At 43.4% G+C, this 21,656-nt stretch carries 28 protein-coding genes; 26 read left to right on the top strand and 2 right to left on the bottom strand.

Annotation, left to right across the window (positions count from 1 at the left end; translation table 11 throughout):
* The first annotated feature begins 46 nt into the window (after positions 1 to 46).
* The 23 genes from JNUCC21_RS06160 to JNUCC21_RS06270 all read left to right on the top strand — a co-directional run bounded on the left by JNUCC21_RS06160 (position 47) and on the right by JNUCC21_RS06270 (position 17,153).
* Entirely contained in the window at positions 47 to 634 is a 588-nt protein-coding gene (locus JNUCC21_RS06160; RefSeq protein ID WP_063095625.1) for a DUF4355 domain-containing protein, read from the top strand.
* A 15-nt stretch (positions 635 to 649) separates the two neighbouring features.
* Entirely contained in the window at positions 650 to 1,567 is a 918-nt protein-coding gene (locus JNUCC21_RS06165; protein WP_169509761.1) for a phage major capsid protein, read from the top strand.
* A 4-nt stretch (positions 1,568 to 1,571) separates the two neighbouring features.
* Complete coding sequence (locus JNUCC21_RS06170; protein WP_326220507.1) at positions 1,572 to 1,907, top strand: hypothetical protein; 336 nt, start codon at positions 1,572 to 1,574, stop codon at positions 1,905 to 1,907.
* Position 1,908: 1 nt separating this feature from the next.
* Positions 1,909 to 2,160, top strand: a complete 252-nt coding sequence (locus tag JNUCC21_RS06175; RefSeq protein ID WP_015388404.1) for a hypothetical protein — start codon at positions 1,909 to 1,911, stop codon at positions 2,158 to 2,160.
* A gap of 8 nt (positions 2,161 to 2,168) precedes the next feature.
* A complete protein-coding gene (locus JNUCC21_RS06180) occupies positions 2,169 to 2,468 on the top strand; it encodes a phage head-tail connector protein (RefSeq protein ID WP_015388403.1) in 300 nt (99 codons plus the stop codon).
* On the top strand, positions 2,465 to 2,803 hold the full coding sequence (locus JNUCC21_RS06185; RefSeq protein WP_013351229.1) for a phage head closure protein: 339 nt from the start codon (positions 2,465 to 2,467) through the stop codon (positions 2,801 to 2,803). Before JNUCC21_RS06180 ends, JNUCC21_RS06185 begins: the two co-directional genes overlap by 4 nt.
* Complete coding sequence (locus tag JNUCC21_RS06190; RefSeq protein WP_318001432.1) at positions 2,796 to 3,212, top strand: HK97 gp10 family phage protein; 417 nt, start codon at positions 2,796 to 2,798, stop codon at positions 3,210 to 3,212. Before JNUCC21_RS06185 ends, JNUCC21_RS06190 begins: the two co-directional genes overlap by 8 nt.
* 18 nt (positions 3,213 to 3,230) lie before the next feature.
* Positions 3,231 to 3,629 carry a DUF3168 domain-containing protein gene (locus JNUCC21_RS06195; protein ID WP_007408588.1) on the top strand — a complete coding sequence of 133 codons (399 nt, stop codon included), beginning with the start codon at positions 3,231 to 3,233 and terminating at the stop codon, positions 3,627 to 3,629.
* A gap of 13 nt (positions 3,630 to 3,642) precedes the next feature.
* Positions 3,643 to 4,158: a phage major tail protein, TP901-1 family gene (locus JNUCC21_RS06200; protein WP_326220511.1), complete on the top strand. Its 516-nt coding sequence runs from the start codon at positions 3,643 to 3,645 to the stop codon at positions 4,156 to 4,158.
* Positions 4,082 to 4,414 (top strand): fibronectin type III domain-containing protein, encoded by a 333-nt coding sequence (locus tag JNUCC21_RS06205; RefSeq protein ID WP_326220514.1) that lies wholly within the window; start codon positions 4,082 to 4,084, stop codon positions 4,412 to 4,414. The genes JNUCC21_RS06200 and JNUCC21_RS06205 overlap by 77 nt, the downstream gene beginning before the upstream one ends.
* Positions 4,383 to 4,670, top strand: coding sequence for a fibronectin type III domain-containing protein (locus JNUCC21_RS06210; RefSeq protein WP_228550842.1), 288 nt, complete (start codon positions 4,383 to 4,385; stop codon positions 4,668 to 4,670). Before JNUCC21_RS06205 ends, JNUCC21_RS06210 begins: the two co-directional genes overlap by 32 nt.
* A gap of 56 nt (positions 4,671 to 4,726) precedes the next feature.
* Positions 4,727 to 5,233, top strand: a complete 507-nt coding sequence (locus tag JNUCC21_RS06215) for a tail assembly chaperone (RefSeq protein WP_003155845.1) — start codon at positions 4,727 to 4,729, stop codon at positions 5,231 to 5,233.
* 47 nt (positions 5,234 to 5,280) lie between these two features.
* Entirely contained in the window at positions 5,281 to 5,589 is a 309-nt protein-coding gene (locus JNUCC21_RS06220; RefSeq protein ID WP_003155844.1) for a hypothetical protein, read from the top strand.
* A 4-nt stretch (positions 5,590 to 5,593) separates the two neighbouring features.
* Positions 5,594 to 10,411, top strand: coding sequence for a hypothetical protein (locus tag JNUCC21_RS06225; RefSeq protein WP_369878678.1), 4,818 nt, complete (start codon positions 5,594 to 5,596; stop codon positions 10,409 to 10,411).
* Positions 10,404 to 11,168 carry a distal tail protein Dit gene (locus JNUCC21_RS06230; protein WP_101605519.1) on the top strand — a complete coding sequence of 255 codons (765 nt, stop codon included), beginning with the start codon at positions 10,404 to 10,406 and terminating at the stop codon, positions 11,166 to 11,168. Before JNUCC21_RS06225 ends, JNUCC21_RS06230 begins: the two co-directional genes overlap by 8 nt.
* Before the next feature lie 12 nt (positions 11,169 to 11,180).
* Positions 11,181 to 14,564: a prophage endopeptidase tail family protein gene (locus JNUCC21_RS06235; protein ID WP_326220521.1), complete on the top strand. Its 3,384-nt coding sequence runs from the start codon at positions 11,181 to 11,183 to the stop codon at positions 14,562 to 14,564.
* 13 nt (positions 14,565 to 14,577) lie between these two features.
* Positions 14,578 to 14,967 carry a hypothetical protein gene (locus JNUCC21_RS06240; RefSeq protein WP_134986466.1) on the top strand — a complete coding sequence of 130 codons (390 nt, stop codon included), beginning with the start codon at positions 14,578 to 14,580 and terminating at the stop codon, positions 14,965 to 14,967.
* Positions 14,957 to 15,085 carry a hypothetical protein gene (locus JNUCC21_RS06245; protein ID WP_017417518.1) on the top strand — a complete coding sequence of 43 codons (129 nt, stop codon included), beginning with the start codon at positions 14,957 to 14,959 and terminating at the stop codon, positions 15,083 to 15,085. The genes JNUCC21_RS06240 and JNUCC21_RS06245 overlap by 11 nt, the downstream gene beginning before the upstream one ends.
* A 20-nt stretch (positions 15,086 to 15,105) precedes the next feature.
* Complete coding sequence (locus JNUCC21_RS06250; RefSeq protein WP_326220524.1) at positions 15,106 to 15,273, top strand: XkdX family protein; 168 nt, start codon at positions 15,106 to 15,108, stop codon at positions 15,271 to 15,273.
* A 12-nt stretch (positions 15,274 to 15,285) separates the two neighbouring features.
* Positions 15,286 to 15,507, top strand: a complete 222-nt coding sequence (locus tag JNUCC21_RS06255; RefSeq protein ID WP_017417520.1) for a hypothetical protein — start codon at positions 15,286 to 15,288, stop codon at positions 15,505 to 15,507.
* Between the two features lie 70 nt (positions 15,508 to 15,577).
* Positions 15,578 to 15,847, top strand: a complete 270-nt coding sequence (locus tag JNUCC21_RS06260; RefSeq protein WP_014470540.1) for a hemolysin XhlA family protein — start codon at positions 15,578 to 15,580, stop codon at positions 15,845 to 15,847.
* Positions 15,848 to 15,862: 15 nt separating this feature from the next.
* Complete coding sequence (locus tag JNUCC21_RS06265; protein ID WP_014470539.1) at positions 15,863 to 16,126, top strand: phage holin; 264 nt, start codon at positions 15,863 to 15,865, stop codon at positions 16,124 to 16,126.
* 55 nt (positions 16,127 to 16,181) lie between these two features.
* Positions 16,182 to 17,153, top strand: coding sequence for an N-acetylmuramoyl-L-alanine amidase (locus tag JNUCC21_RS06270; RefSeq protein ID WP_326220528.1), 972 nt, complete (start codon positions 16,182 to 16,184; stop codon positions 17,151 to 17,153).
* Between the two features lie 37 nt (positions 17,154 to 17,190).
* Here JNUCC21_RS06270 and JNUCC21_RS06275 read toward each other — a convergent pair whose 3' ends face one another.
* Both JNUCC21_RS06275 and JNUCC21_RS06280 read right to left on the bottom strand, forming a co-directional pair.
* On the bottom strand, positions 17,191 to 17,631 hold the full coding sequence (locus JNUCC21_RS06275; protein WP_326220530.1) for an SMI1/KNR4 family protein: 441 nt from the start codon (positions 17,629 to 17,631) through the stop codon (positions 17,191 to 17,193).
* Positions 17,632 to 17,643: 12 nt separating this feature from the next.
* Positions 17,644 to 19,470 carry a T7SS effector LXG polymorphic toxin gene (locus tag JNUCC21_RS06280; protein WP_326220531.1) on the bottom strand — a complete coding sequence of 609 codons (1,827 nt, stop codon included), beginning with the start codon at positions 19,468 to 19,470 and terminating at the stop codon, positions 17,644 to 17,646.
* Positions 19,471 to 19,742: 272 nt separating this feature from the next.
* On the opposite strand from JNUCC21_RS06280, the gene JNUCC21_RS06285 reads away from it, so the two are divergent.
* The 3 genes from JNUCC21_RS06285 (at position 19,743) to JNUCC21_RS06295 (ending at position 21,634) form a co-directional block, all read left to right on the top strand.
* Entirely contained in the window at positions 19,743 to 19,877 is a 135-nt protein-coding gene (locus tag JNUCC21_RS06285; RefSeq protein WP_262975063.1) for a hypothetical protein, read from the top strand.
* Positions 19,878 to 20,202: 325 nt separating this feature from the next.
* The gene (locus tag JNUCC21_RS06290; protein ID WP_326220534.1) at positions 20,203 to 20,409 is read left to right on the top strand and encodes a DNA-binding protein; all 207 of its coding nucleotides are present in this window, start codon (positions 20,203 to 20,205) and stop codon (positions 20,407 to 20,409) included.
* Positions 20,410 to 20,632: 223 nt separating this feature from the next.
* Positions 20,633 to 21,634 carry a hypothetical protein gene (locus JNUCC21_RS06295; protein ID WP_326220535.1) on the top strand — a complete coding sequence of 334 codons (1,002 nt, stop codon included), beginning with the start codon at positions 20,633 to 20,635 and terminating at the stop codon, positions 21,632 to 21,634.
* The last annotated feature ends 22 nt before the right edge of the window (positions 21,635 to 21,656 follow it).

Genomic DNA, 21,656 nt, shown 5'->3' on the forward strand with positions numbered 1-21,656 from the left:
CTCATAACAGGCGCGCACTGTAGAGGGCAAAGGAGGAAGAAGCGTAATGCCAACATTAGAAGATGTGAAAAAATTTCTTGAAGAAAATAAAGAGAACGAAGAAGTACAGTCGTATCTGAATGAACTTTCTGCCGTGTCTGCTGACAAGGTGAATGGGTTTTTAGATACAGAAGAAGGAAAACGTCTCATTCAGCCTCGGTTGGATTCCCATTTTACGAAAGGCCTTGATACGTGGAAGGCGAACAACCTCGATGCTCTGGTTGATGCAAAGGTAAAAGAGCTTTATCCAGAAGAAACAGAAGAGCAGAAGCGGATCAGGAAGCTCGAAAAGGAGCTGAAAGATCAAAAGACAGCAGCACAACGTGAAAAGCTTTTAAACAAGGCTGTTTCTTATGCTTCCGAAAAGCAACTGCCGGCAGATGTAGAAGTAGTGGGATTCTTTGTCGGTGAGGATGAAGAATCAACGATGAAGAACCTCGGAGCATTCGAAGAGAAGTACAACGCTGCACTTCAAAAGGCTATTGAATCCAAGTTTCAAGAGAATGGCCGTGATGTCCAGTCCGGCAGCAACGAACCGACAAATCAAGATTTAGACATCAGCTCACTTGCAGCTGAAGCAAGTATTAGAAAATAAGGAGGGCTATCTTTAATGCCAACATTTAATCCAAACAATGCATTAATGCAAGACTCAGTAAATGGGAAGGTTCCAACTGAACAAGGAACGCTGGTTTTAAAAGAGTTTATGACCCAATCTGCTGTCACGAAACTCGCAAAATATGAAGAAATGACTAAGCCGGAGAAAGAATTCACGTACTTGGCTTCTGGGCCAGGGGCATACTGGGTTGGAGAGGGCGATAGAATTCAAACGTCTAAGGCCCAATGGTTAACAGCAAAAATGACTTCAAAGAAATTGGGTGTCATCATCCCTGTTTCTAAAGAATTCTTGCGCTACTCTGTAACAGATTTCTTCACGCAAATGCGCCCGGCTATCGCTGAAGCCTTTGCGATCAAATTTGATCAGGCTGCGTTATTCGGTGTAGATTCACCATTTGGAAAAGGCGTATCTGTATTTGAAAAAATCAAGGAATCTGGTAACGCTATTGCGTTAAACTCACTTGGCAATCTATATGATGAGTTAAGCGGGGTCATGGCTTTGGTCGAAGACGCTGACAAAGATGTAAACGGCTTTACAACAACACGCCGATTCCGTCAGAAACTTCGTGGTACTAAGGACGGTAACGGGCTTCCGATCTTCAACGATGCGACAGGCGGTGCCACACAGCAGGCCCTTGGCCTTCCGATTGGATATGTGGATTCTAAGTCATGGGATTACGAAAAAGCGGCATTACTTGCGGCTGACTGGAATTACACACGTTACGGAATCCCTCAAGGAATGGAATACAAAATCTCAGAGGATGCAACATTGACAACGATTGTCGATGCAGACGGAAACCCGATCAACTTGTATGAGAGAGATATGGTTGCTCTCCGTGTAACTCAGCAAGTCGGATTCATGACATTGACTGACGATGCGTTTGCGGCCATTACACCAGCAACGGAGGCGTAAGCTTATGGGGTATACATCTAAAAACTATAACACTAATAACGGCGACAAATTGGTGATCGGCGGCGAGCTTGAAATAAAAGAGGGCGCGAAGGTGACCGGGTTATCGGGTTCTGCGCCTGCTCCTAAAACTATCACTTCGGAAATGATCGGCGACGGAGAAGTGAAAAACATCAATATCGGTGATGGATCCGTCCAAAACCGTAATATTGGCACCGGGAGCGTTCAAACAAAAAATGTGGGAGATAAGGCAGTTACTTTAGCTAAACTCGGTGACGATGTGACAGCCAAACTATCTGATTTAGAGAATCGGGTAAAAGCACTGGAAGGAGGCGGCACGTGATATGAAAGCATCTAACGGTTCCAAAACCATTGAATGCACTGAAAAGGCTTTTGAGGTGGTTTATTCTCACATTGGTTTTAAGAGAGTGGAAGAGGCCAAGAAGCCAGCTGCCGATCTTCTTGATATGACTGAGGCTCAACTGCAGAAGGTAAACAAAGATGAGATTATTGCTTTCTTGAAAGAGAATGAATATGATTTTGACCCTAAAGCGCCTAAAGACGAACTGATCAAGATTGTCTTAGGTGAAGAGTAGGTGATTCAGTGGACATCGCACAAGTAAAGCGAATGACAGAGATTAAGACAGATAGGCATGACGAATATTTGTCTGAAATAGTCCCTATTTTGATTGAGTCTGCCAGTGATTTTTGTAGCAACACTTTCGATCCGGAGGCTTTACCAGCTGGCGTGAAGCTTTTTGTTGCGAAGGCTGCGGAATATAATATGAATCCTTCTGGACTCTCGGGAAGAAGCATGGGGGATGTGTCCTATTCGTACAATACAGAATTTCCTCGGTACATCACAAAACACCTTACGCCATATCGAAGGCTGAGAGTTAAATGATCTATGAGGAATTCCCGCACGTCATAACGTTTCAGCGGTGGGAAGAGGTGCCGGACGGCGGCGGGGGCTATGTTGAAAAATTCACTGATTATCTCACAACAGAGGCCTTTGTCGGCGGGATTACGTCCCGGGAATATTATCAGGCTCAGCAGCTTCAAAACCCGGTTGATTGCAATGTGTATTTCCCGTATCGCAATGATATTGAGAAGACAATGCGGATCATCTATGAAAACAAGGTGCTGACTCTCAAATCAGATCCGATCGACCAGGGAGGCATGCATGAGATTATGAATTTGAAATGTCAGGTAACAGGGGTGCTGAAGGGCAATGGCTGAGGTCAGTGGTAGATGGGTCAGGCAGATGCAAAGAGCTACGAGCGAGTTCAGAAACCGGATCATAGATGATATTAAGCAACTGGTCACAGACACGGCCGAGCTGATTTACAGCCATGCTGTTCTGAATGCTCCGACCGCCGCGATAGACGGGGGGAACCTGAAAAATTCAATTGAAATCGACTACCAAGAGGGCGGCTTGCGGGCCGTTATTTCTGTTGGTGCCGATTATGCCGTATATGTGGAATACGGAACAGGGATTTACGCAGAGGAAGGCGGCGGTCGGCAAACGCCGTGGGTTTATTATGACACCAAGCTTAATAGATGGGTGATCACGCGGGGAATGCGGGCGCAGCCGTTCTGGAATCCAGCGGTGGACGAAGGTATGCGGTATTTTGCCAGTCAAATGTAATAGAAAGGAGCTGTCATCATGCGATCTGCCCTGTGGCCGTTGCAGGCTGCTCTATTTAAGAGGTTATCAACAGACGAAGAGCTGAACGGGCGCGTCACGGGCGTCTTTGATGCAGTCCCGAAAGATCAGCAAAAGCCTTATGTAACAATGGGGGATGATGATGTATCCCCATTTAAAACCAAGACATCCAGCGGTGAAGAAATCAATGTGGTTTTACACTGCTGGTCAGGTTACAACGGAAAAAAAGAAGCGATGGAGATTCTGAGCCTCATGCTTCAAGCATTAACAAGCAAGCCCCTAACAATAGAGGGCTTTTCTTTATGTCGTTCTGAGATGCGCAGCATGCAAGTAATCACCGATATTGACGGGTACACGCGTCACGGCATTCTCAGAATGCGCTTCACAATAAACAATTGAGAGGATGAAAGAAATGCCAGATTTATTAAACGGTAAAGATGAGATTTTCTTTGTGCAGCCAATGGATGCAAAAGATGGCGAAGGTCTATTTATTGCCTTTCAGATGGAAGGATCACATACGAAAGAACAAGATACACTGGACGAGTCCACAAAATCAGGTCGGATCGTTGGATATGGTACGAAAAACGAAAGCTTTGAATTGACTTATTTTGCTGCCGTTACCGATCCAGGACAAGAAGCGATTGAAAAAGCATTTGACGACGAAAAAGCAATTAAAGTCTGGAAGGCGAATATCAACAAAAATGCAGAGGGCAAACACCCTGCCGTTTATGGGCATGCGATCATCGAAAGTTTAGAATCAGGCTCTCCACAGGATGGCTTTGTCGAAGTATCAGTCACCTTACCGGTATTAGGGAAAACCTTTAAGGGAGAATTGCCCGCGATCCCTGATGATGTGCTGGAAACAATTAAATCATCGGCCGGCGCTAAAGGCTTTGAAGATTTCGGCACTAAAAGCACTACGCCCTAATGCGCCCCAAAATCTATCGTTCACGGCTACGTCTGACAGCGTGACCGTGAAATGGGATGTGGTAGATGGGGCGACTTCATATAAGGTATACAGGGGAGCGGGCAAGCAGCTGGACGCAACTGTCACTGGCACATCCCACACCTTGACAGGAATTGCGGCCGACACGAAACTGACGGTCAACGTCTCTGCTGTGAACGATGTGGGCGAGTCCTCAATGACCGAGATTGTTACGCAAACACAAGCGGTTACGCCCTAACGTACCCCGCAATATAACTGCGAAAAGCGTCACTTCAAATCAGGTGAGTTTTTCATGGGATGCGGTGAAAGGGGCGACATCTTACAACATTTACAGATTTTATGCAAAAATAGCGACTGTCTCAAAGAATTCGTACACGTCGAATCCTAACCTGAAACCGGACACCGCCTACATTTTTAACGTGTCGGCAGTGAACTCGGCCGGGGAATCGGAACGATCGGCCAATTTTACGATACGAACAGAAAAGGAATCATAGAGTCCGGGCTTCCCGGGCTCTTTTTTAACATACAAAAATAATCGGAGGTTTTATAAATGGCTTACTTAACTATCGGAGATAAAGAATACAAATCACGTTGCGACTTTGCTTTTGACAGGTTGGCAAACGAAAAATACTCCACTGAGGACGAAAAGGGCAAAGGCGGCACAATGAATATTTACATGAGCCTGCTCAACGAAGAGGCTTCGTATCTTTCTGCTTTTTGGGATTGCGCACTCGCTTACTTGAAGAAAGAAAAGCCTTCAACTGAGGCTATTGAAGAAGCAATCATGAAAATCATTGATGAAGACGAGACAGGCGAGGCAATTGATAAGATGATCAATGAAGCATTCACAACACTGGATTCAGCGGGTTTTTTCAAAGGCGTGATCCGTCAGCGCTGGAAGATGATGGAGAAGATGAACAAAGGGAAGAAACCGGCTCCGAACGAAACACCGGAAATGGAAGCGAAACGGCTGGAGGACGAAGAGAACGGCAAGGAAGTCCTGAAGATGATGAAAGAGGCGTACAAAGAGAGAACGGGATCGACTACGACCAAATAATTACGAATTCCGCACGTTGGCTCAATGTTTATGATGTGGATTTAATCATGTCATGGACTCCTAACGAGTACAAGCTTCTGCTCAAAGGGGCCAAGTTGCGAGAAATAGATGAATTGGAGCTTATGGCAAGAAACGCCATGTTTCACCGTTACGCCATGAATGAGAAGCGCCCCAAAGAAACAAAAATGTTTGATGCAAAGAAGGCCAGACGCCAATTGGAGCGCAATATCACTGGCGATAACGACAAATGGCGCAAGTCAGATGTAAACGAGCTCGGCAAACGAGCCAAAGGGGTTCAGCGGTTTAATGATGCGATCCGCAACCACTTTGCAAAATCCGGACAAGGAATGGGGTGAGGGAATGATCGAAAGACTGACAGCAATAGTTGAAGCGCAGACACGAAGATTTACTCGCAGCATGGATCGTGTGAATGATATGATGCGCCGGATGAATGATCATCAGACGGTGGAAATTGACGCAGAGATCGCAAGCTTTCAGGCCAGAGTGCGGCAGGCCGAGCAGCAAATTGATAATTTTGTACATCGACATGAACGCACGCGAGTTGATTTAGATGCTGATTCAGATCCTCTGACTAGAGCTGTGTCAGAAGCACGGACAGCTTTAGCTTCGTTGCGAAATAGAGTCACAACCAACATAAACGGTGATACCTCGAATTTAACGAGAGCGGTAGCAGTAGCCAGAACAGAGACACATTCCTTGCCAAAACGTGTTTGGATACACATCGAAGCCCGAATTGATCGGTTTGAAACATCGATGAATAGGCTCGCCAAAATCACTAACTCTGTTTCAACTGTCATAGGTCATTCGCTTGCCGGCGCCTTCACATCCGTATTGCCTGCAATTTCTCCGGTTCTTGCCAGCATAACTGGAGTAATCGGGTCATTGGGCCCTATGCTCGGAGTGGCAGCCGGCGGAGTAATGGGGTTAACCAGTGCATTTGCAACAGCGGGAACAGGCGCGGCGGCATTCGGCGCCCTTGCTGTTACTTCAATAAGCGGTGTATTTAAAGCATCCGAAGACCTTTCAAAGCTGCAGGAGAAGCTGGACAATGCAACAAACGCAAAAGAGCGCGCTAAAATCATGAAACAGATCAATAATCTACAAAAATCTCTTGGAAAAGAAGAGAGAGAGGCATTAAAGAACCTCGAAGACTTTAAAGACAATTGGCGGGACATCGGTACGATGGTTCAAAAGCCGATCTTAAAAACATTCGGTATGTCTCTAAATACGTTTAAACTCGCGCTTAACTCACTCATTCCAATGTTTGATGGACTGGCAAAAGAGGGCGTGGGACTGGCGAAAAGCATGGACAAAGCTTTTAAAGCTCCGGACATGCAGAGATTTATTTCCTATCTGAACAAAGAAGCTCCGGCGGCGTTTGCTTCATTCGGCCGATCTGCCGGGAATGTCTTACGGACAGTTTTTAATCTGATCGTAGCATTCGGACCGACTGGAAAGAGCATGACAAAATCCATCGAAGGAATGACCCAATCATGGGTAAAATGGTCAGCGAACTTGGGTTCCTCAAAGAAATTTCAGGCTTTCGTGGAGTATACAAAAACCAACGGCCCAAAACTGCTACAGATTATCAGAAACTTTTCCGGCGGCCTGACAAAGCTGTTTACTGGATTCGCTCCTATGTCTCAAGACATGATGACGTCACTCGTAGATCTGACCAAGCGGTTCAATGAGTGGGCTGGTAGCGTTACGAAAACAAAAGAATTTCAATCGTTCATTGACTATATCAAAACCAACGGCCCTACAGTATGGAGCACATTGGGGCAGATCGCGAAGACTATCATCAACTTGCTTGTTGGCATGGCTCCACTCGGTAAAACGATTTTGGAGAATGTAAACGGGTTTTTGAAATTTACTAATGCGGCGATGGAAGCAAACCCGGCAATCGGGAAATTTATCGCAGCCGGTATTTCATTAATTGGTGCTTTAAGAGCTATAGTTCCGGCGATAGTAGCGGTAAGCGCTGTTACCAACGGTCTTAAAGATTTTAAAGATGCAGCTGAATATCTACGAATCTTCAAAACCACAGCTGCGGGTATAAAACTGACTGGCATGATTGGCCAATTAAAATCAGCGATAGCAACTATGGGGCAATTCATTGCGAAGTATACAGCGATGGCAGCAAGCGCAACAGCTAATGCTGTGAAAATGGCAGCATCGTGGACAGCCATGAAAATTTCAGCATTGATTTCTGCTCTGAAACGCGGCATTGTTCAAATGGGCTTATGGATCAAGAATATGACTGTAATGGCGGCCCAATCAATCGCAAGTGCTGCCCGTACAGCAACCGCATGGACAGCAATGAAGATCACCTCTTTTATCACAATGCTGACAAACGGGATTAAGCAGATGGGTCTTTTCATTGCCAAAATGACCGTGCTCGCAGCGCAATCCATAGCGCAGGCAACTCGCATGGCAGCGGCCTGGACAGCGGCGCAGATCAGCAATTTTATCTCTTTGCTGGTTGCAGGCGGTAAGCAAATGGTTTTATTCGGCCGGCAACTCGTCGTGCTTACAGCACAAGCGGCAGCACAGGCGGCACGTATGGCGGCATCATGGGTCATCGCAATGGGGCCTATCGGATGGATTACGGCGGCTGTCATCGGTCTGGTTGCCTTGATCATCGCGAATTGGGACACGGTGAAATCGGCTACAATTGCGGTATGGGGTGCTATTTCCAGTTGGTTGTCTACTGTCTGGACAGGTATAAAGACGATAGCAACATCAACATGGAACGGACTAACGTCGTTCTTCTCTAATGTCTGGAATGGTATTAAGAAGACTGCGACTTCAGTATGGAATGGCATTAAGAAGACTATTACCTCAATTTGGTCAGGTCTTAAATCGGCGGCTGTCACAGTCTTTACGTATATGCGGGCCCAGATCGTTAACAGGATCATTGCGACGAGAGATAAAATGATCAGCATCTGGAATGCAATTAAGAGTAAAGTCTCGTCCATATGGAATGCTCTGAAAAGTGCTGCAGTGACTGCTTTTACCTATATGCGCGCACAAATTGTGAATCGGATTATTGCAACCAGAGACAAGATGGTCAGTTTGTGGAACGCGATAAAAAGCAAAGTGACATCTGTCTGGAATGCTTTAAAAAGTGCAGCTGTAACAGCCTTCAACTACATGCGGGCGCAAATCGTCAATAGAATTGTAGCGACGAGAGACAGAGTAATAAGCCTCTGGAATACAGTGAAAAGCAAAGTGATGTCCATTTGGAACGGCATTAAAAGCGCAGCTTCTACAGCATTCAGCTACATGAAAGCTCAAATCGTAAACCGTATCCAAGCAACAAAAGAACGTATCGTCAGCATTTGGAATGGTGTCATGAAATTTTTTAGAGGCATCAACCTCAAGTCCATTGGGCGCAACATCATACAAGGATTAATAAATGGTATCAGCGGCATGGCAGGGGCTTTAGCGAGCAAAGTGAAATCAATGGCAAATGCTATTCCTAACGGCATGAAAAAACTTCTGGGAATCCATTCTCCGTCAAGGGTAATGCGTGACCAGGTCGGTTATCACGTCGGCACCGGTATGGCGGCTGGTATTGATAAATCGCAGGCCAAAGTAAAAGCGGCCGCGGCAAAAGCAGCAAAATCGGCTCAGAAGGCGGCTGAGGTAAAGGTATCCAACAAAATTAAGAACGCTGAAGTGAAGTATGACACCAAGAAAATGGGCGCCGATACCTATATCAAAACATTGCAAAAGATTCAGAAGCAAAACAAGCTTACCAGCGAGCAAAACCGAAAAATCCAGCGCGAGATATATCAGGCATCCAAAAGCGCCTCTGATAAACAGAAGAAGCTACTGAAAGAGCAGCAGCGCAAGGAAGCGAAGGCGAAACTGGCTTATACCAAGAAAGTATCAGATCAGATTAAGAAAGCTGAGGCAAAATACGATACAGGAAAAATCAGCGGGAATACCTATATCAAAACGCTTGAGAAAATCAAGAAGAAGAACAAGCTGAATTCTGACCAGCAAATAAAGGTTCAACGGGAAATCTATCAGACTCAAAAAGCGATGGCTGATAAGGCCAGAAAGCAGAAGGAAGCCGAAAAGAAAGCGGCTGACAAACTTAACAAGGGCATTCTTTCTGCAAACAATACTTATCTCTCAAAATTCAAAAGTGTGAATGATAAACTGACTGCCGATATTAAGGCGGCCAACGATGCCTATAAAAAGGAGCTGCAAGACCGAACAGACGCGATTTATAACGCCATCGGTCTATTTGACGATGTCTCAAGTGAAAAAGTGAACGGCTCCAAGCTGACTGCAAATCTTAAAAAGCAGCTGGACAAGATCAAAACGTTCAACAATGACATTTCAAAAATAGCAGGTCGGGCACCGAAGGCGTTCACAGACGAATTGAAAGAAATGGGTGTCGGGTCAGCTGATCAAATTAATGCGATTTCACGCATGACAGATTCCGAGTTAAATGAGTATGTCAAGCTGTGGCAGGAAAAGCATAAGCTGGCGAGCACTCAGGCGGAACAAGAATTAATCGGACTGAAAAACGAGACAACTAAGAAAATAGTTGAATTACGCTCGGCCGCAAATAAAGAACTGGCACTTCTGAAAAATGACTATCTCCGCAAAATTGGGGAGCTTACAGTCGATGTGAAACAACTTGGTTCTCTCAAGAAAAGCGGCAAAGCCATCGGATCAAATACAATGGCCGGCATTATTTCTGGAATGAAGAATATGAAGGGCGAGCTGGCGAAAGAAGCAAACTCCATCGCATCGACAATTGAGAAAACCATTAAGAAAAAATTGAAAATCCACTCCCCGTCCAGATTGATGCGGGATCAGGTGGGGATCATGGTTCCTGCTGGTATCGCTGTCGGGATTCAGAATGGTATCGGCACTGTTCAGAGAGCTATGGGAGCCGTCAGTGATGCCATGACTATTCAGCAAGAGGATATGAATTTTGCATATGACACATCCATTTCTAGCAGCGAACTCGGCACGGTTAGAAAAGAATTGAGCGCGGACATCCGGAACCTTGAATTGCCTGACAGGATGATTGTTGTTGAGATGGACAGCAAGAAGGTCGGTCAAGGAGTAGAAAAGCCTGTCACAGACGCACAGAAAAGGTCAAACGCAAGGAGGGTGAGATTTAATGATTAATTATCAGGAGCTGCTGCCAAACCAATGGAAAATCACGTTTGACGGCATTGATATATCACCCTTCTTTTATGTAAAGTCCACGGGCGGCCGAGGCGTGACAGGGAGGGAAGTGAATACAGCCACTATAGGGAATCGTCCGGGAGGTTTCCTGCGGGACACAAGAATTCCTGTAAGAGTCATAACCGTTGAGGTTCTTTTTGCCTTCCGTAGTGAAGAAGAGCTGAAGAAAAAGCAGGAGGAACTGACTTTTATTCTGCACACTGAAGAGCCTAAACCGTTAATTTTTAACGATGAGCCTGACAGAGTCTATAATGCTGTCTTTGAAAGCATTTCAGAAGGCGAAGAACAGGGAGGCTTTCAAACTGCAACATTGACTTTTATCTGTCCCGATCCAAAAAAATACGGCCCGGCGAAGGATTTTGAATTTAATTCAGGTGTTCAAACTATTACTAATCCGGGCTATGCAGCCGTAGACCCAACAATCGAATGCGTCTTTGAAGAGAAAGCCACTTCATATGAGGTGGCTCTTCTTAATGCTGATGGGTCTGTATCGAAAACGATCAAGCTGCTGTACGATTTCATCGCTGGTGACACTCTTGTAATTGATTCAGCAAAAAGAAAGGTCACTTGCAGCGGTAATTTAATCATGACAGCACTTCAAATTCAATCAGATTGGTTTCTGCTACCGCCCAGGACGCCAGTTAAAATCAAGTTCAGTCATAAGAGCAGCATCAAATTTAATGAGGCATATTTGTAAGGAGGTCCGGTCATGGCTGACATTTATATACTTTCACCAGATGATAAATTATTGACAGTGCTGTCCAGCCACGGACGAGAAACCTGTACGTTCTGGGATGCTAAATACAAGGAAGAGCTCAACAAGGGCTCTTCTTTTTCTTTTGTAGCCGATGCCTCCCACCCTGACGCGCGCTTCCTATTCGAAGAGAATCAAGTGGTGTTCAGGGATAAGGACGGTGTACTGCGTCTGTTTGTCATTAAGGAACTCGATGATACAAGTGAAGAAGGAGAGGTTAACACCCAGGTTACCTGTGAGGCTGCTATGATGGAGCTTGCCGAAACCTTTGTAAAAGATTTCCGCCCGACTAACAAAACTGCTCAGTTTGTACTGGACAACGTCCTTTCTCGGTCAAGATGGGTGGCGGAAGTAACGGCGGAGCTTGGAGTGAATACGACTACCTTCTATAAAAAAACAGCGTTGGATTGTATCGCTGATGTGATCAATATATGGGGCGGAGAGCTTCAGGACACTATAGAATTTGATGGAAATCAGGTCGTCAAACGAATTATAAAAATACTTCCCCGTCGCGGTAAAGACGGCGGGAAGCGCTTTGAGAGTGATAAGGATACAACAAATATCCGGCGGACCGTTATCAGTTACCCGGTGACAGCCCTTTGGGGTTACGGAGCATCCATAGCATCTACGGATGAGGAAGGAGAGGAAACGGGCGGTTATTCCCGTTTTATTGATTTCTCTGAAGTAGAATGGAAAAAATCAAAAGGCGACCCGGTCGATAAGCCTTTAGGCCAGGAATGGGTTGGCGATCCGGATTTATTAGAACGATTGGGGCGCCTTAAAGATGGAAAGCTGATCCATCGGGAAGGCCAGTTCAATAATGAAGACATAACAGATCCGGTAGAGCTCTTAAAGGCCACATATAATCATTTGATTACGACTGCATGTAAGACAGAAATCAATTACGAACTGTCCGTGCAACTGCTCGAGAGCGTGCCGGGACACGAACACGAACATGTGGAATTGGGAGATACAACGATCGCAATTGACCGAAACTTCGCTATTCCAATCGAGACATCGCAGCGCGTTATTTCAATGGAATACGATATTACCGACCCTGAAAACACTTGCGTTGTTGAGATCGGCCAATTTTTATCAGCATTACAAAAAGACGGCCGAATTGATCAAATCGAAAGCGTGATAGAAAAAAACCGCGGTACTTGGGAAAGCAAACCGGACGCCGGGGAGGTTACGGATGGAAGTTTCCCTGACAAAGCCCCGCCAGTTCCGTCGAATGTAGTGATCAAGCCAATGTTTCAGAATGTGGCCCTGACATGGGATTATGATCCGTCCAGTTATATTGCAGCCTATGAGGTATATGCTTCACAAGTAAATGGATTCACCCCATTAAAAGAGAATCGTATTTTCAGAGGCAAAACAGGCGGATATGAGCATTTTACGGGAGTAAATGAAGTTTGGTATTATCGCTTGCGCTCAATCAACACACGAGGCACAGCGAGCGAATTCACAGATCAGTTTTCCGCGACCACTCAGCGCATTCTGACTGATGATATTGTTTTCGGAGCGATCACAAAAGAAAAACTGGCCCAGCTGGCCGTTGACGCTGATAAACTTTCAAGAAACTTTGATGATGCTAATATCTTACCTGGCTCTCTTTTAAAATCTAAATGGTTCTATGATTACCCGGACACAAGCCACAGTGTTGAGGAAAAAGAATTTAACGAAATGACTGTTTCTCAAGTCATCAATGGAACAACTAGAATAGCTTTCGGAATATGTGGTAACAGGTCCTCGCCTGTTAATGTTCAAAGAATGGCCTTGGTCAAAGATCAACAATATATACTGTCTTTTGAAATAAAGCGGAATAATACCACCGACATAAATTATATTCATTTGAAAAAAAGCAGTACTTTCATACAAATTAGCAGCAATGAACAGAAAGATATTTCTGCTTTTCCGTCTGATCAATTTATAAGGGTTAATATCAAATTTACTGCTCCGGAAACCGGCTCTGATTACACAATTGGAATCGGCGGATATAATCGAAACGGAAACACTGAGCCCTGTAGCTTTGTTATTCGTAAGGTACAGGTACGCAAAGGCGACGTCATTTCTGATTATGGTTATAGCCCGTTTGATACTCAGCTGGTTGATGGGGTTATTGATGGCGACCACATCCAAAAGGCGGTAATAGAAGCAGCTCATATAAAAAATGCAGCCATAACAAGTGCGAAAATAGCTGAGGCGGCAATCGGGACAGCGGCTATTCAAAATGCGGCTATCGCAAAGGCACATCTAAAAGAAGCAATAATTGATTCGGTACACATCATTGATGGTTCAATAACAAACGCCAAGATCAAAGACCTTTCAGCGGACAAAATAAATGTCGGGACGTTAAAAGGTATCACGATTGAGGGGGTGACCATAAAAGGGGCCCGTTTCGAGGCGCTGACACAATCAGAAGATGCCGAATACTATATCGAAGGCGATAAGATTTACCAGTACACCAGAGACTCTCATTATGTTTACAACAAATTGATTGTTAGTTCTGGGAAAATAACGCAGGAACAAGGAAAGTTTTTTGATCCTGGTGATTCCTATAATGAAATCTACAGAACAGTTTCAATTGGTGATGGCAAAATAGAGCTCCGTGGCGCAGGCGAGCAAACCGCATATGAAACGGTTCCAACTATTTCAATGTATTCAGAAATAGGAGATGTTGGACAAGTTATAAGCCATTTTAATATGAAAATGGAAAGACAGGCAGCTGTTGAAGAAGACGCTTTTCTTCTTACTGCTACTACCAATCCTAAAAATATAGGAGAGCCGTTCACATATAATCGTTATCAGGCCCTTTTTGAAGGATCAGCTACTATTTATCGCTTTAAACCGAATAATTTAGATATTGATGTCCCCGGGGTCATTCGACTGAAATCAGGCCAAAAAACGATTGTTGATGCATCAGATTTAACGCTGCCATTGGGAACCAAAGTTGTAGCAGGGAATGCAAAAAATTGCGAATTCAAATTGATGGGTGGCAATGTTTCTACAGAATTAGAAGACGAGCATGGAGGCCTACAATACGGTTTGATGGTTTACTGCTTTACTTGGGACATTAAACTGCCGCCTGACGGAGGGGCAACTGCGTACGCGCGCTACAATCGCATTCCTTTTGTTGATAGTTTTGATTATGCGCCTGAGAACGTTTTTGCGGCGGTAGGTACAGCGATTGGCGCATATTCTAATGCGGTTACGGTAGGATTAGAAAATATAAGCGCCAGTTCTGTTGATATTGGAGTGAGAGGGACCGGGACTACTGCCGGAGTTGCGGGAAAAACGATAAAGGTTCAAATTGTTATTTTTTACGAATCACAATAAGGGAGTAATTTTTATGGTTGAAAAAAGGGATTTTAACATGAGTCTTTATTATGCGGACGGCATCGAAATAGAAGAAACCGGCGCGGGAATTGAAATAACTGCCGGCTCTATAAAAAAAGGAGACAAGACATATCCCATGGAGGCTGTTTCGTTCGATCTGCAGCCGGACGATACAACAAAAGTAGCGTATCAATTATATGTCCTTCATGATATAAAGTCTGATGAAATAAGCTATTTGCTCACAAAAACTTATGTAGAGCCTGACGGTTATTATCAAGGGTACAGTGGGAGCAAAAAGCTTATTATGATTCCAGTTCAAATTGTCGTTGATCCACAAGGCAACCGAGAAGGGCTTATAACAATCTATGTTCAAAATAAGGAGGATGGCAAAGATGAAGCTTGAGCCCGTGGTATTAAATATTGAAGCAAAAGATAGAGAGAAGGAAAAGACTACAGAGGAAAAGTTGCAGGAACAAGTCCTTGACCTTCAGCGGGTTTGCAATCTCTTAATGAATCAATAAAAGGAAACGGGGGGAGCCCATTGGAGAACCGAAGTGCTCTTTTCGGGTTTTTTGAGGATTGCTGGAAAAACGGAACTGTTTTGACCGTTGAAATGAGAAAAGCCGTTGAGATAGGCCGCATCACACAAGCGGAATATGATGAAATTACAGAAAGCGAACGCGGTAATGCGTATCCCGATCAAGAGTAAGGAGTGAAAGGCATGCAAGAAATGACAAAAGAGCAACTTCAGGACCAGTTACAAATTGCAGCATATAAAGCTGCTTCCCTACAGCAGGAATTGAATCTGAAGAATAATGAGCTGGCCGAATATAAAGCGCTATACACGTTTGCAGATAATAAACGCGAGGAACTCGAAAAGCAATTAAATGCGACAGTAGCGGCGAAAGAAAATAATAGTGAACCAGCACCTGTAACTGAATAGGTGTTTTTATTTTGCCTCGAAGGAGGTGAAGCGTATGAGATAGAAAAAGGGGGGCGTACTAATGTCACAAATGACGGAGGTACCGGAAGTGAATGCTTTACAAAAAGAAATAACAGAGGTTAAAGCCGGGCAAAAGACTCTTGAACAGCGAGTGAGTGTCCTTGAGCGTTCTTCAGACAGGCATGATCAGCAAATCATTTCATTAAACGAAAAGCTGAACAAAATTGATGAAAATACGACTTGGATCAAACGGACCATCACAGGAGCCATAATAACGGCAGTCAGCACCGGTTTTATCGGGGGGGCTATCGCGATCATGTATAACCTGCTGCAAAAATAAGGAGGGAAATAACATATGAAAAAATTCGACAAAGGTACAGTCGTCCGGACTGTGCTTCTTTTTATTGCTCTCGTAAACCAAGTTTTAGTGATGTTTGGTAAGGATGTGCTACCGATTGCAGATGATCAAGTGAATGACCTTGCGGACGCGGTTTATTTAGGCGGCTCCATCGGTTTTACGATCATCATGTCACTGGTAGCATGGTTCAAAAACAACTATGTGACTGAAAAAGGCCATAAGCAAAAAGCCGTTTTAAAACAGCACGATTTGACCAAGTAAGGGCTGCCGTTCGGCGGCTCTTTTATATTTCAAAACAGAATAGGAGAGATTTTTCATGACAATTGCAGTTAAAAAAAGAATAGTAGAATCTGAGAAATATGCTCTGAAATGTCCGAATCCGATGACGCCGGAGTACATCACCATTCATAATACGGCAAACGATGCATCAGCCGCCAATGAAATCAGTTATATGACTGGTAACACTGAATCGACAAGCTATCATTTTGCTGTAGATGATAAAGAAGTAATTCAGGGGATTCCGCTGGACCGGAACGCTTGGCATTCTGGCGACGGTACAAACGGAACCGGGAACCGTAAGTCTATCGGTGTAGAAATCTGCTACAGCAAGTCAGGCGGAGCGCGATACCAAGCAGCGGAGGCGCTGGCTATCAAGTTTGTGGCGCAGCTTCTAAAAGAGCGCGGCTGGGGCGTCGACAGGATCAGAAAGCATCAGGACTGGAATGGAAAATACTGCCCGCACCGTATTTTAGATGAGGGGCGCTGGGATGAAGTGAAATCGTCTATCGTTGCAGAACTTGAACGCCTTGGAGGTAAAAAAGCATCCAAACCACAAAAAACAGATTCGAAGACCAGCGGGGCGACGTACACCGTCAAGAAAGGCGATGTCCTTTCTGTAATTGCAGAGAAAACAGGAGTAAGCATGAAAACCCTGCAAAGCTTGAACGGCATCAAAAATCCGAATCTAATCAAAGTCGGTCAAATATTAAAGCTGACTGGCTCGACCGGCTCTTCATCCAACGGCAAGAAATCATCTTACACGTTGCCGTCAGGCGTTTTTAAAGTTACAAGCCCCTTAACTAAGGGAACGGCCGTGAAACGGATTCAATCTGCACTGGCGGCTCTCTATTACTACCCGGACAAAGGGGCAAGTAACAACGGAATAGATGGCTATTACGGGCCGAAAACAGCAAACGCGGTTAAACGATTCCAGTCCATGTACGGCCTGACTGCTGATGGCATTTATGGGCCGAAAACAAAAGCGAAGCTTGAATCTCTACTAACATAAGAGAATCCCTTCTCGTTATGAGAAGGGACTTATCTTTTTATTCATCGTATAGTTTATTAACCAAATCGGTAAATGAATCAGATATATGACTCAAAGCTCCATCAGGGTCTTCATAAGCAATTTCATGATCCCAGAAAACCACAGAGGGATTTTCTTTATTCTGACGATAATCGAAACAGATTTCATTACCGAAAGGATCACAGGCGAAAGGGACTATCCCTGAAAGCATTCTTCCATCCTGATAATCTTCTAAAACTTCTAAAATAAAACTTGAACTATCTTCAGTTAGGCCATGTAATCGATTAAAAACCGCACCTTTTGTATTTTCAAAGTCAAATATCTTTTTACTTGGGCGTGCTCCATTGTTGTTTAATATAGTTGAAATGTAGTCGTTTGGAAACTTAATATCTAATGCCTTTTCGATTTTTTTAACAGTTGTTTCCCCGATGGGTTCTTCGGCAAATCTCCACTCTGTCATATTGACCAACTCCTATCTGTTCTTACTTCCACCACCCCAAAGGTGCCGACCTCCTGTATGGCCTGTTTGCCGATGCACCTTTTGGTCAACTAATTGCATTCTCCCTGAATCTTGGTGATGATGCCAAGTATATCCGTCTGGTGTTTCACCAGCTTTTATCATTTGGATTTGAAGGTCATTGAATTGATTTCTAAGTAAAGGATCTCTTTCAATTTCTTCTTTTAATTTTAAGGTTGCATCTTTAAATTGTAAATAATCGCTTTCCTTATAAAGTTTAGAATCAATCTTCGTATCAAATTTTGCTTTGAAAATTGGGAAACCGTCTTTATTATATGGAACTCCAGTTTTAGGATGTTTTTGGTTTTTAAGATGGCCCATTTTTAAGTTAACTGTTTTGAGGTTTCCGTATTCATCTTTGTAAGTATAAGGTGCGGCTTTAGTAAACAAATCATCCTTTGATTGAACTAATCTCTTTAAAAGCGGCGTGTTTTTTACATTATGGGTGTTTTCAATATCTTGCGCTATTCCAACAAGGGCAGGTTCGTTCTTATTTTTCAATAAAGAGTTGATATAGTCTGTTCCATTTTTTATTCCTGTGTGTACATGGCGTGCAGCGCCAGGCTCCAATACTTTTCCCACCTTGGAGAAGCCTGTTTTTGCGAGTTTGCTTGATACGTTAACCGTCGAGCCCACACCTTTCAGGCCGACAAGGCTGCCCACCGCATATGAGACGTAGTGCGCTCTAGAGTACGTATCACCATTCACCATTTGATCATTCCACGAATCGGCTAGGTTTGTCCATATGATTTTTGCGTAAGACGGAGTATTCAATACGGTAGAAATCGTTTTAACAACCTTTTGTTCATCAGTGAGCTGATAAAAGTCCCAGGCGCCGACAGCGAGGTCTTTCAGACCTAACACAGTATCTTTCCCAACATCATAAAGACCGACTGCAACCCCTTTGAAACCGTCTGTGAGTTCTTGCGTGTTTTCAATTTGTGTGAAATAACGCTGCTGTTCTTTTGTCAGGTTTTCATAGCCGATTGTTTTAGCCATTGAGTAGAACTCATCGGCATTCGCATAGTCGAAATTGTTTAGTCTTTCTTTCAGTTTTTCAACCTCACGTTCTCTTGCTTCTTCTTTCTTAATCGTAAGGTAAGCATCTGAATGCTTTGCAATCTCGCCTTTTTTCTTATGGATGTCGCTTTCACGGTACGCCTTGGCATTGTAGTGAAGCGGCGTGGCGCTTTTTCCTTTGCCTGTGGCGTTTTGAAGCTGCTGAAAGTCGGCTTGGATAAACTGTTCGTTCGCTTCGGTTTCGGCGTATTCCTTCGTTAGATCGTGATCAAGCTTGCCGAGCTTATGTATTGTTTCACTTCTTTTTTTGTCAGCTGAAGAGAGCTTCTGATCCGTGTTTTCGGTTGAAAACAGATCAAGCGAGATGATGTCTTCGATCTCTCCGAGGATGGAGCGCATGTCCTTTTTCTGCTCTTCCATAATTGCTTTTGATTTATTCAAGGCGTGGGTAAGCTCGTGCTCCAGAAATGATTCTTCTACATGAGATTCGGAAAGACCTGCTTCTTCGACTTTGCCGGGAAGGCTTGTGAGAAATGCGATTTTCATGTCGATCAGATCAAGCCAGCTGTCTGTGACGCCGGCGTGGTCTTTGAAAAAAGCTTTGATGTTGTCAGCGCCCCGGCCTGAGAAATCGCCGTCGCCAAGATCAGCCATACCTTGAAACGCTTTTTTTAGATTGCCCATCTGGCCGCGCAGTTCTTTGTATTCACTCGCACGCTGTTTGGCAGCGGTCAACAAGCTGTTTGCTTCAAAAACTTTCATGACCATATCCTTTCTTTTAAAAAGCTTCAACAAGATATTACCATGGAAGAATGAAGGAAATGGTCGCTGTACGATTGAAAAGGTAAAATGAATCATTTGGTCTGCGTCTTTATTCCTTGTGTTGTTCTTGAATAAAGTTGATAGAAAGCAGATTTTAAGTGGTTGGGTAAAAATGACTGGCGGAGCATCCGTCTCTTTAGAGTGGTTTTTTTATGAAATATATTGGTGTCTCGGATAAAAATGGTATAATTCTTGTGTTAGGAGGTGGTTAAGTGGATGAGTTTAGAAACTGGGTACTTTCGATTGCGGGAATTGTCACAATATGCAAACAGCTTTATGACATCTTCCAAAATGAAAAGAAGCAGCGAGGAGAGAAAAAGAAAAAGCGCTTCCGCCGGCAAAGCTAGAAGCGCAACTGCAGGTTTCAAGGTTTTCAAGGGGGGGAAACCCCCTGTTTCCTCGAATATACACTCAGTATACATTAAAAGTGATTGCGGTATGCCGCAAAAACGTATTGCGGTATACTGTAACTCATCCACTTTCGAATGAAAGATTATCTCAGCAAGTACAGTACATCAGAAATGGCCATGCTTCTAATAATGTTATTTGGCCTTGTCGCTATTGATTCTAAAAACTTATCGCTTTCGGGAATGATAGCGAGTGTAATTTTATATCTGGCTGTGATCCTCACACTATTCAAAGGTCTTATTATGATTTGGTCAGAAAAACGACGTGAAAGAAAGCGAAAAAATTAAGTTTATCAAGGAAGAAGTTTTGACTGCAAGGGAAGCGAGGGATCTGCTTGGAATCACCCGGCAGCGCTTAAGTATCCTTGTGACTTCAGGAAAGCTCAAACCGGTTAAAAAGGTTGGAACAGTTGCATTGTTCTTGGACATGTGCAAGATCTTAAAAGAATTAGAAGCTAGCCATAAGAAATAGCGGAGGCATGATACAAGAGGCCTTTGTCATACTTTTCTCTACTATAAGTGAAGGGGAATTTAAACAAAAAGATGGATCTGCTGTAAAATTTTTGTTAGTATCAAATAAGAAAACCCGTCATTTAGGGGTGAGCACTTAACTTTGGACAACTTGATACAAACATATTCACTGTACAAGGTGTTTAGTGCTCTTTATTCTTGGATATAGTGAAGGGCAGGTCTATATGCAGAAATATTTAAATATAATTGAACAGAGCACAATATTAAATCAATTTGCAAAAACAAAAAAAGTTAAGTTTTCTAAACGCGATGCTAAAGAGATCATAGGCGAACTTTCAGAAAAAGGCTACCGAGACGACTTGAAGTATTTAGATGAACAATTTAAGTTTTCAAGTAAACATTTAACGTTGTGTGAACTCGAAGAAGCTTTTCCTGAAACTTCAAACACTCCAGAAAAACTGTTGAAATTTTTAACTGAAAAAAGAGGACTCAGAATAAATCAAATTGATACAGAGTGGGAACCAGATTTAAAGCCAGCATTACAATTGTGTGCAATCAAGCACGAAGGAAGTGCCGTATACTTAAAATTTGTAGAAGAAAAGAGTACAACACGAAAAAAAGGATACGGTTCAATGAAAGTCTCTTATGCTCATTTTATCTCTGTTGTTGTAATATTTACCGATAAGCCCCTTTTGGAGATGAGATGTGCATTTAAAGATATACTCAAATATAGAGAACAAATATTAGAATATATAGGTTATACAAAAGATTGTAATCACTTTACTGTTCCAAAATTGACAAAGGAAAATGCAAAAAGAATGTGTGCTCACCTTTCAGCAGGTGTTTCTTCAAGTCATATTGCACTTCCAACAAGTGTAGGGAGTATTCAATTTAATGGTAAAAGAGGTGTTGATCTAAATAGTGATAACACCTTTAACGTTATTACTAGTGCAATAAATAAACTTGGTTATCCAACTGATCATAAAATGGACGAAAAGTGTATTTTCAAATATACTGATCCAAGGACTTCTGTTGAAATAGAAACTACGTTTGAAGTTAATTACGGAAAGGGCTATTTTAAGTTTGCAAAAGAAGTACCTGAAAGTGTTGTTGATCATGTTTTAGATGTTTTAGTTAAGGTTGATATAGAAGATAAAAAAATGGCGTCTATAATTGAAGCAGCTCCTACTACAGAGCTCTTGGAAGAAAACATATCAACAAAATAGTAAAACTATTGGAGGTGGAATT

The organism is Bacillus sp. JNUCC-21, assembly GCF_041222765.1.
In the GTDB taxonomy this organism is placed as follows: domain Bacteria; phylum Bacillota; class Bacilli; order Bacillales; family Bacillaceae; genus Bacillus; species Bacillus velezensis.

What these genes read in the sequence shown, in the direction of transcription:
- JNUCC21_RS06260 (WP_014470540.1), top strand. Translation starts at nt 15,578, where the DNA reads ATGACGGAGGTACCGGAAGTGAATGCTTTACAAAAAGAAATAACAGAG.
- JNUCC21_RS06225 (WP_369878678.1), top strand. Translation starts at nt 5,594, where the DNA reads ATGATCGAAAGACTGACAGCAATAGTTGAAGCGCAGACACGAAGATTT.
- JNUCC21_RS06205 (WP_326220514.1), top strand. Translation starts at nt 4,082, where the DNA reads ATGTGCTGGAAACAATTAAATCATCGGCCGGCGCTAAAGGCTTTGAAG.
- JNUCC21_RS06220 (WP_003155844.1), top strand. Translation starts at nt 5,281, where the DNA reads ATGTCATGGACTCCTAACGAGTACAAGCTTCTGCTCAAAGGGGCCAAG.
- JNUCC21_RS06170 (WP_326220507.1), top strand. Translation starts at nt 1,572, where the DNA reads ATGGGGTATACATCTAAAAACTATAACACTAATAACGGCGACAAATTG.
- JNUCC21_RS06240 (WP_134986466.1), top strand. Translation starts at nt 14,578, where the DNA reads ATGGTTGAAAAAAGGGATTTTAACATGAGTCTTTATTATGCGGACGGC.
- JNUCC21_RS06265 (WP_014470539.1), top strand. Translation starts at nt 15,863, where the DNA reads ATGAAAAAATTCGACAAAGGTACAGTCGTCCGGACTGTGCTTCTTTTT.
- JNUCC21_RS06200 (WP_326220511.1), top strand. Translation starts at nt 3,643, where the DNA reads ATGCCAGATTTATTAAACGGTAAAGATGAGATTTTCTTTGTGCAGCCA.
- JNUCC21_RS06230 (WP_101605519.1), top strand. Translation starts at nt 10,404, where the DNA reads ATGATTAATTATCAGGAGCTGCTGCCAAACCAATGGAAAATCACGTTT.
- JNUCC21_RS06185 (WP_013351229.1), top strand. Translation starts at nt 2,465, where the DNA reads ATGATCTATGAGGAATTCCCGCACGTCATAACGTTTCAGCGGTGGGAA.
- JNUCC21_RS06245 (WP_017417518.1), top strand. Translation starts at nt 14,957, where the DNA reads ATGAAGCTTGAGCCCGTGGTATTAAATATTGAAGCAAAAGATAGAGAG.
- JNUCC21_RS06280 (WP_326220531.1), bottom strand. Translation starts at nt 19,470, where the DNA reads ATGAAAGTTTTTGAAGCAAACAGCTTGTTGACCGCTGCCAAACAGCGT.
- JNUCC21_RS06175 (WP_015388404.1), top strand. Translation starts at nt 1,909, where the DNA reads ATGAAAGCATCTAACGGTTCCAAAACCATTGAATGCACTGAAAAGGCT.
- JNUCC21_RS06160 (WP_063095625.1), top strand. Translation starts at nt 47, where the DNA reads ATGCCAACATTAGAAGATGTGAAAAAATTTCTTGAAGAAAATAAAGAG.
- JNUCC21_RS06165 (WP_169509761.1), top strand. Translation starts at nt 650, where the DNA reads ATGCCAACATTTAATCCAAACAATGCATTAATGCAAGACTCAGTAAAT.
- JNUCC21_RS06235 (WP_326220521.1), top strand. Translation starts at nt 11,181, where the DNA reads ATGGCTGACATTTATATACTTTCACCAGATGATAAATTATTGACAGTG.
- JNUCC21_RS06215 (WP_003155845.1), top strand. Translation starts at nt 4,727, where the DNA reads ATGGCTTACTTAACTATCGGAGATAAAGAATACAAATCACGTTGCGAC.
- JNUCC21_RS06190 (WP_318001432.1), top strand. Translation starts at nt 2,796, where the DNA reads ATGGCTGAGGTCAGTGGTAGATGGGTCAGGCAGATGCAAAGAGCTACG.
- JNUCC21_RS06270 (WP_326220528.1), top strand. Translation starts at nt 16,182, where the DNA reads ATGACAATTGCAGTTAAAAAAAGAATAGTAGAATCTGAGAAATATGCT.
- JNUCC21_RS06275 (WP_326220530.1), bottom strand. Translation starts at nt 17,631, where the DNA reads ATGACAGAGTGGAGATTTGCCGAAGAACCCATCGGGGAAACAACTGTT.
- JNUCC21_RS06295 (WP_326220535.1), top strand. Translation starts at nt 20,633, where the DNA reads ATGCAGAAATATTTAAATATAATTGAACAGAGCACAATATTAAATCAA.
- JNUCC21_RS06255 (WP_017417520.1), top strand. Translation starts at nt 15,286, where the DNA reads ATGCAAGAAATGACAAAAGAGCAACTTCAGGACCAGTTACAAATTGCA.
- JNUCC21_RS06195 (WP_007408588.1), top strand. Translation starts at nt 3,231, where the DNA reads ATGCGATCTGCCCTGTGGCCGTTGCAGGCTGCTCTATTTAAGAGGTTA.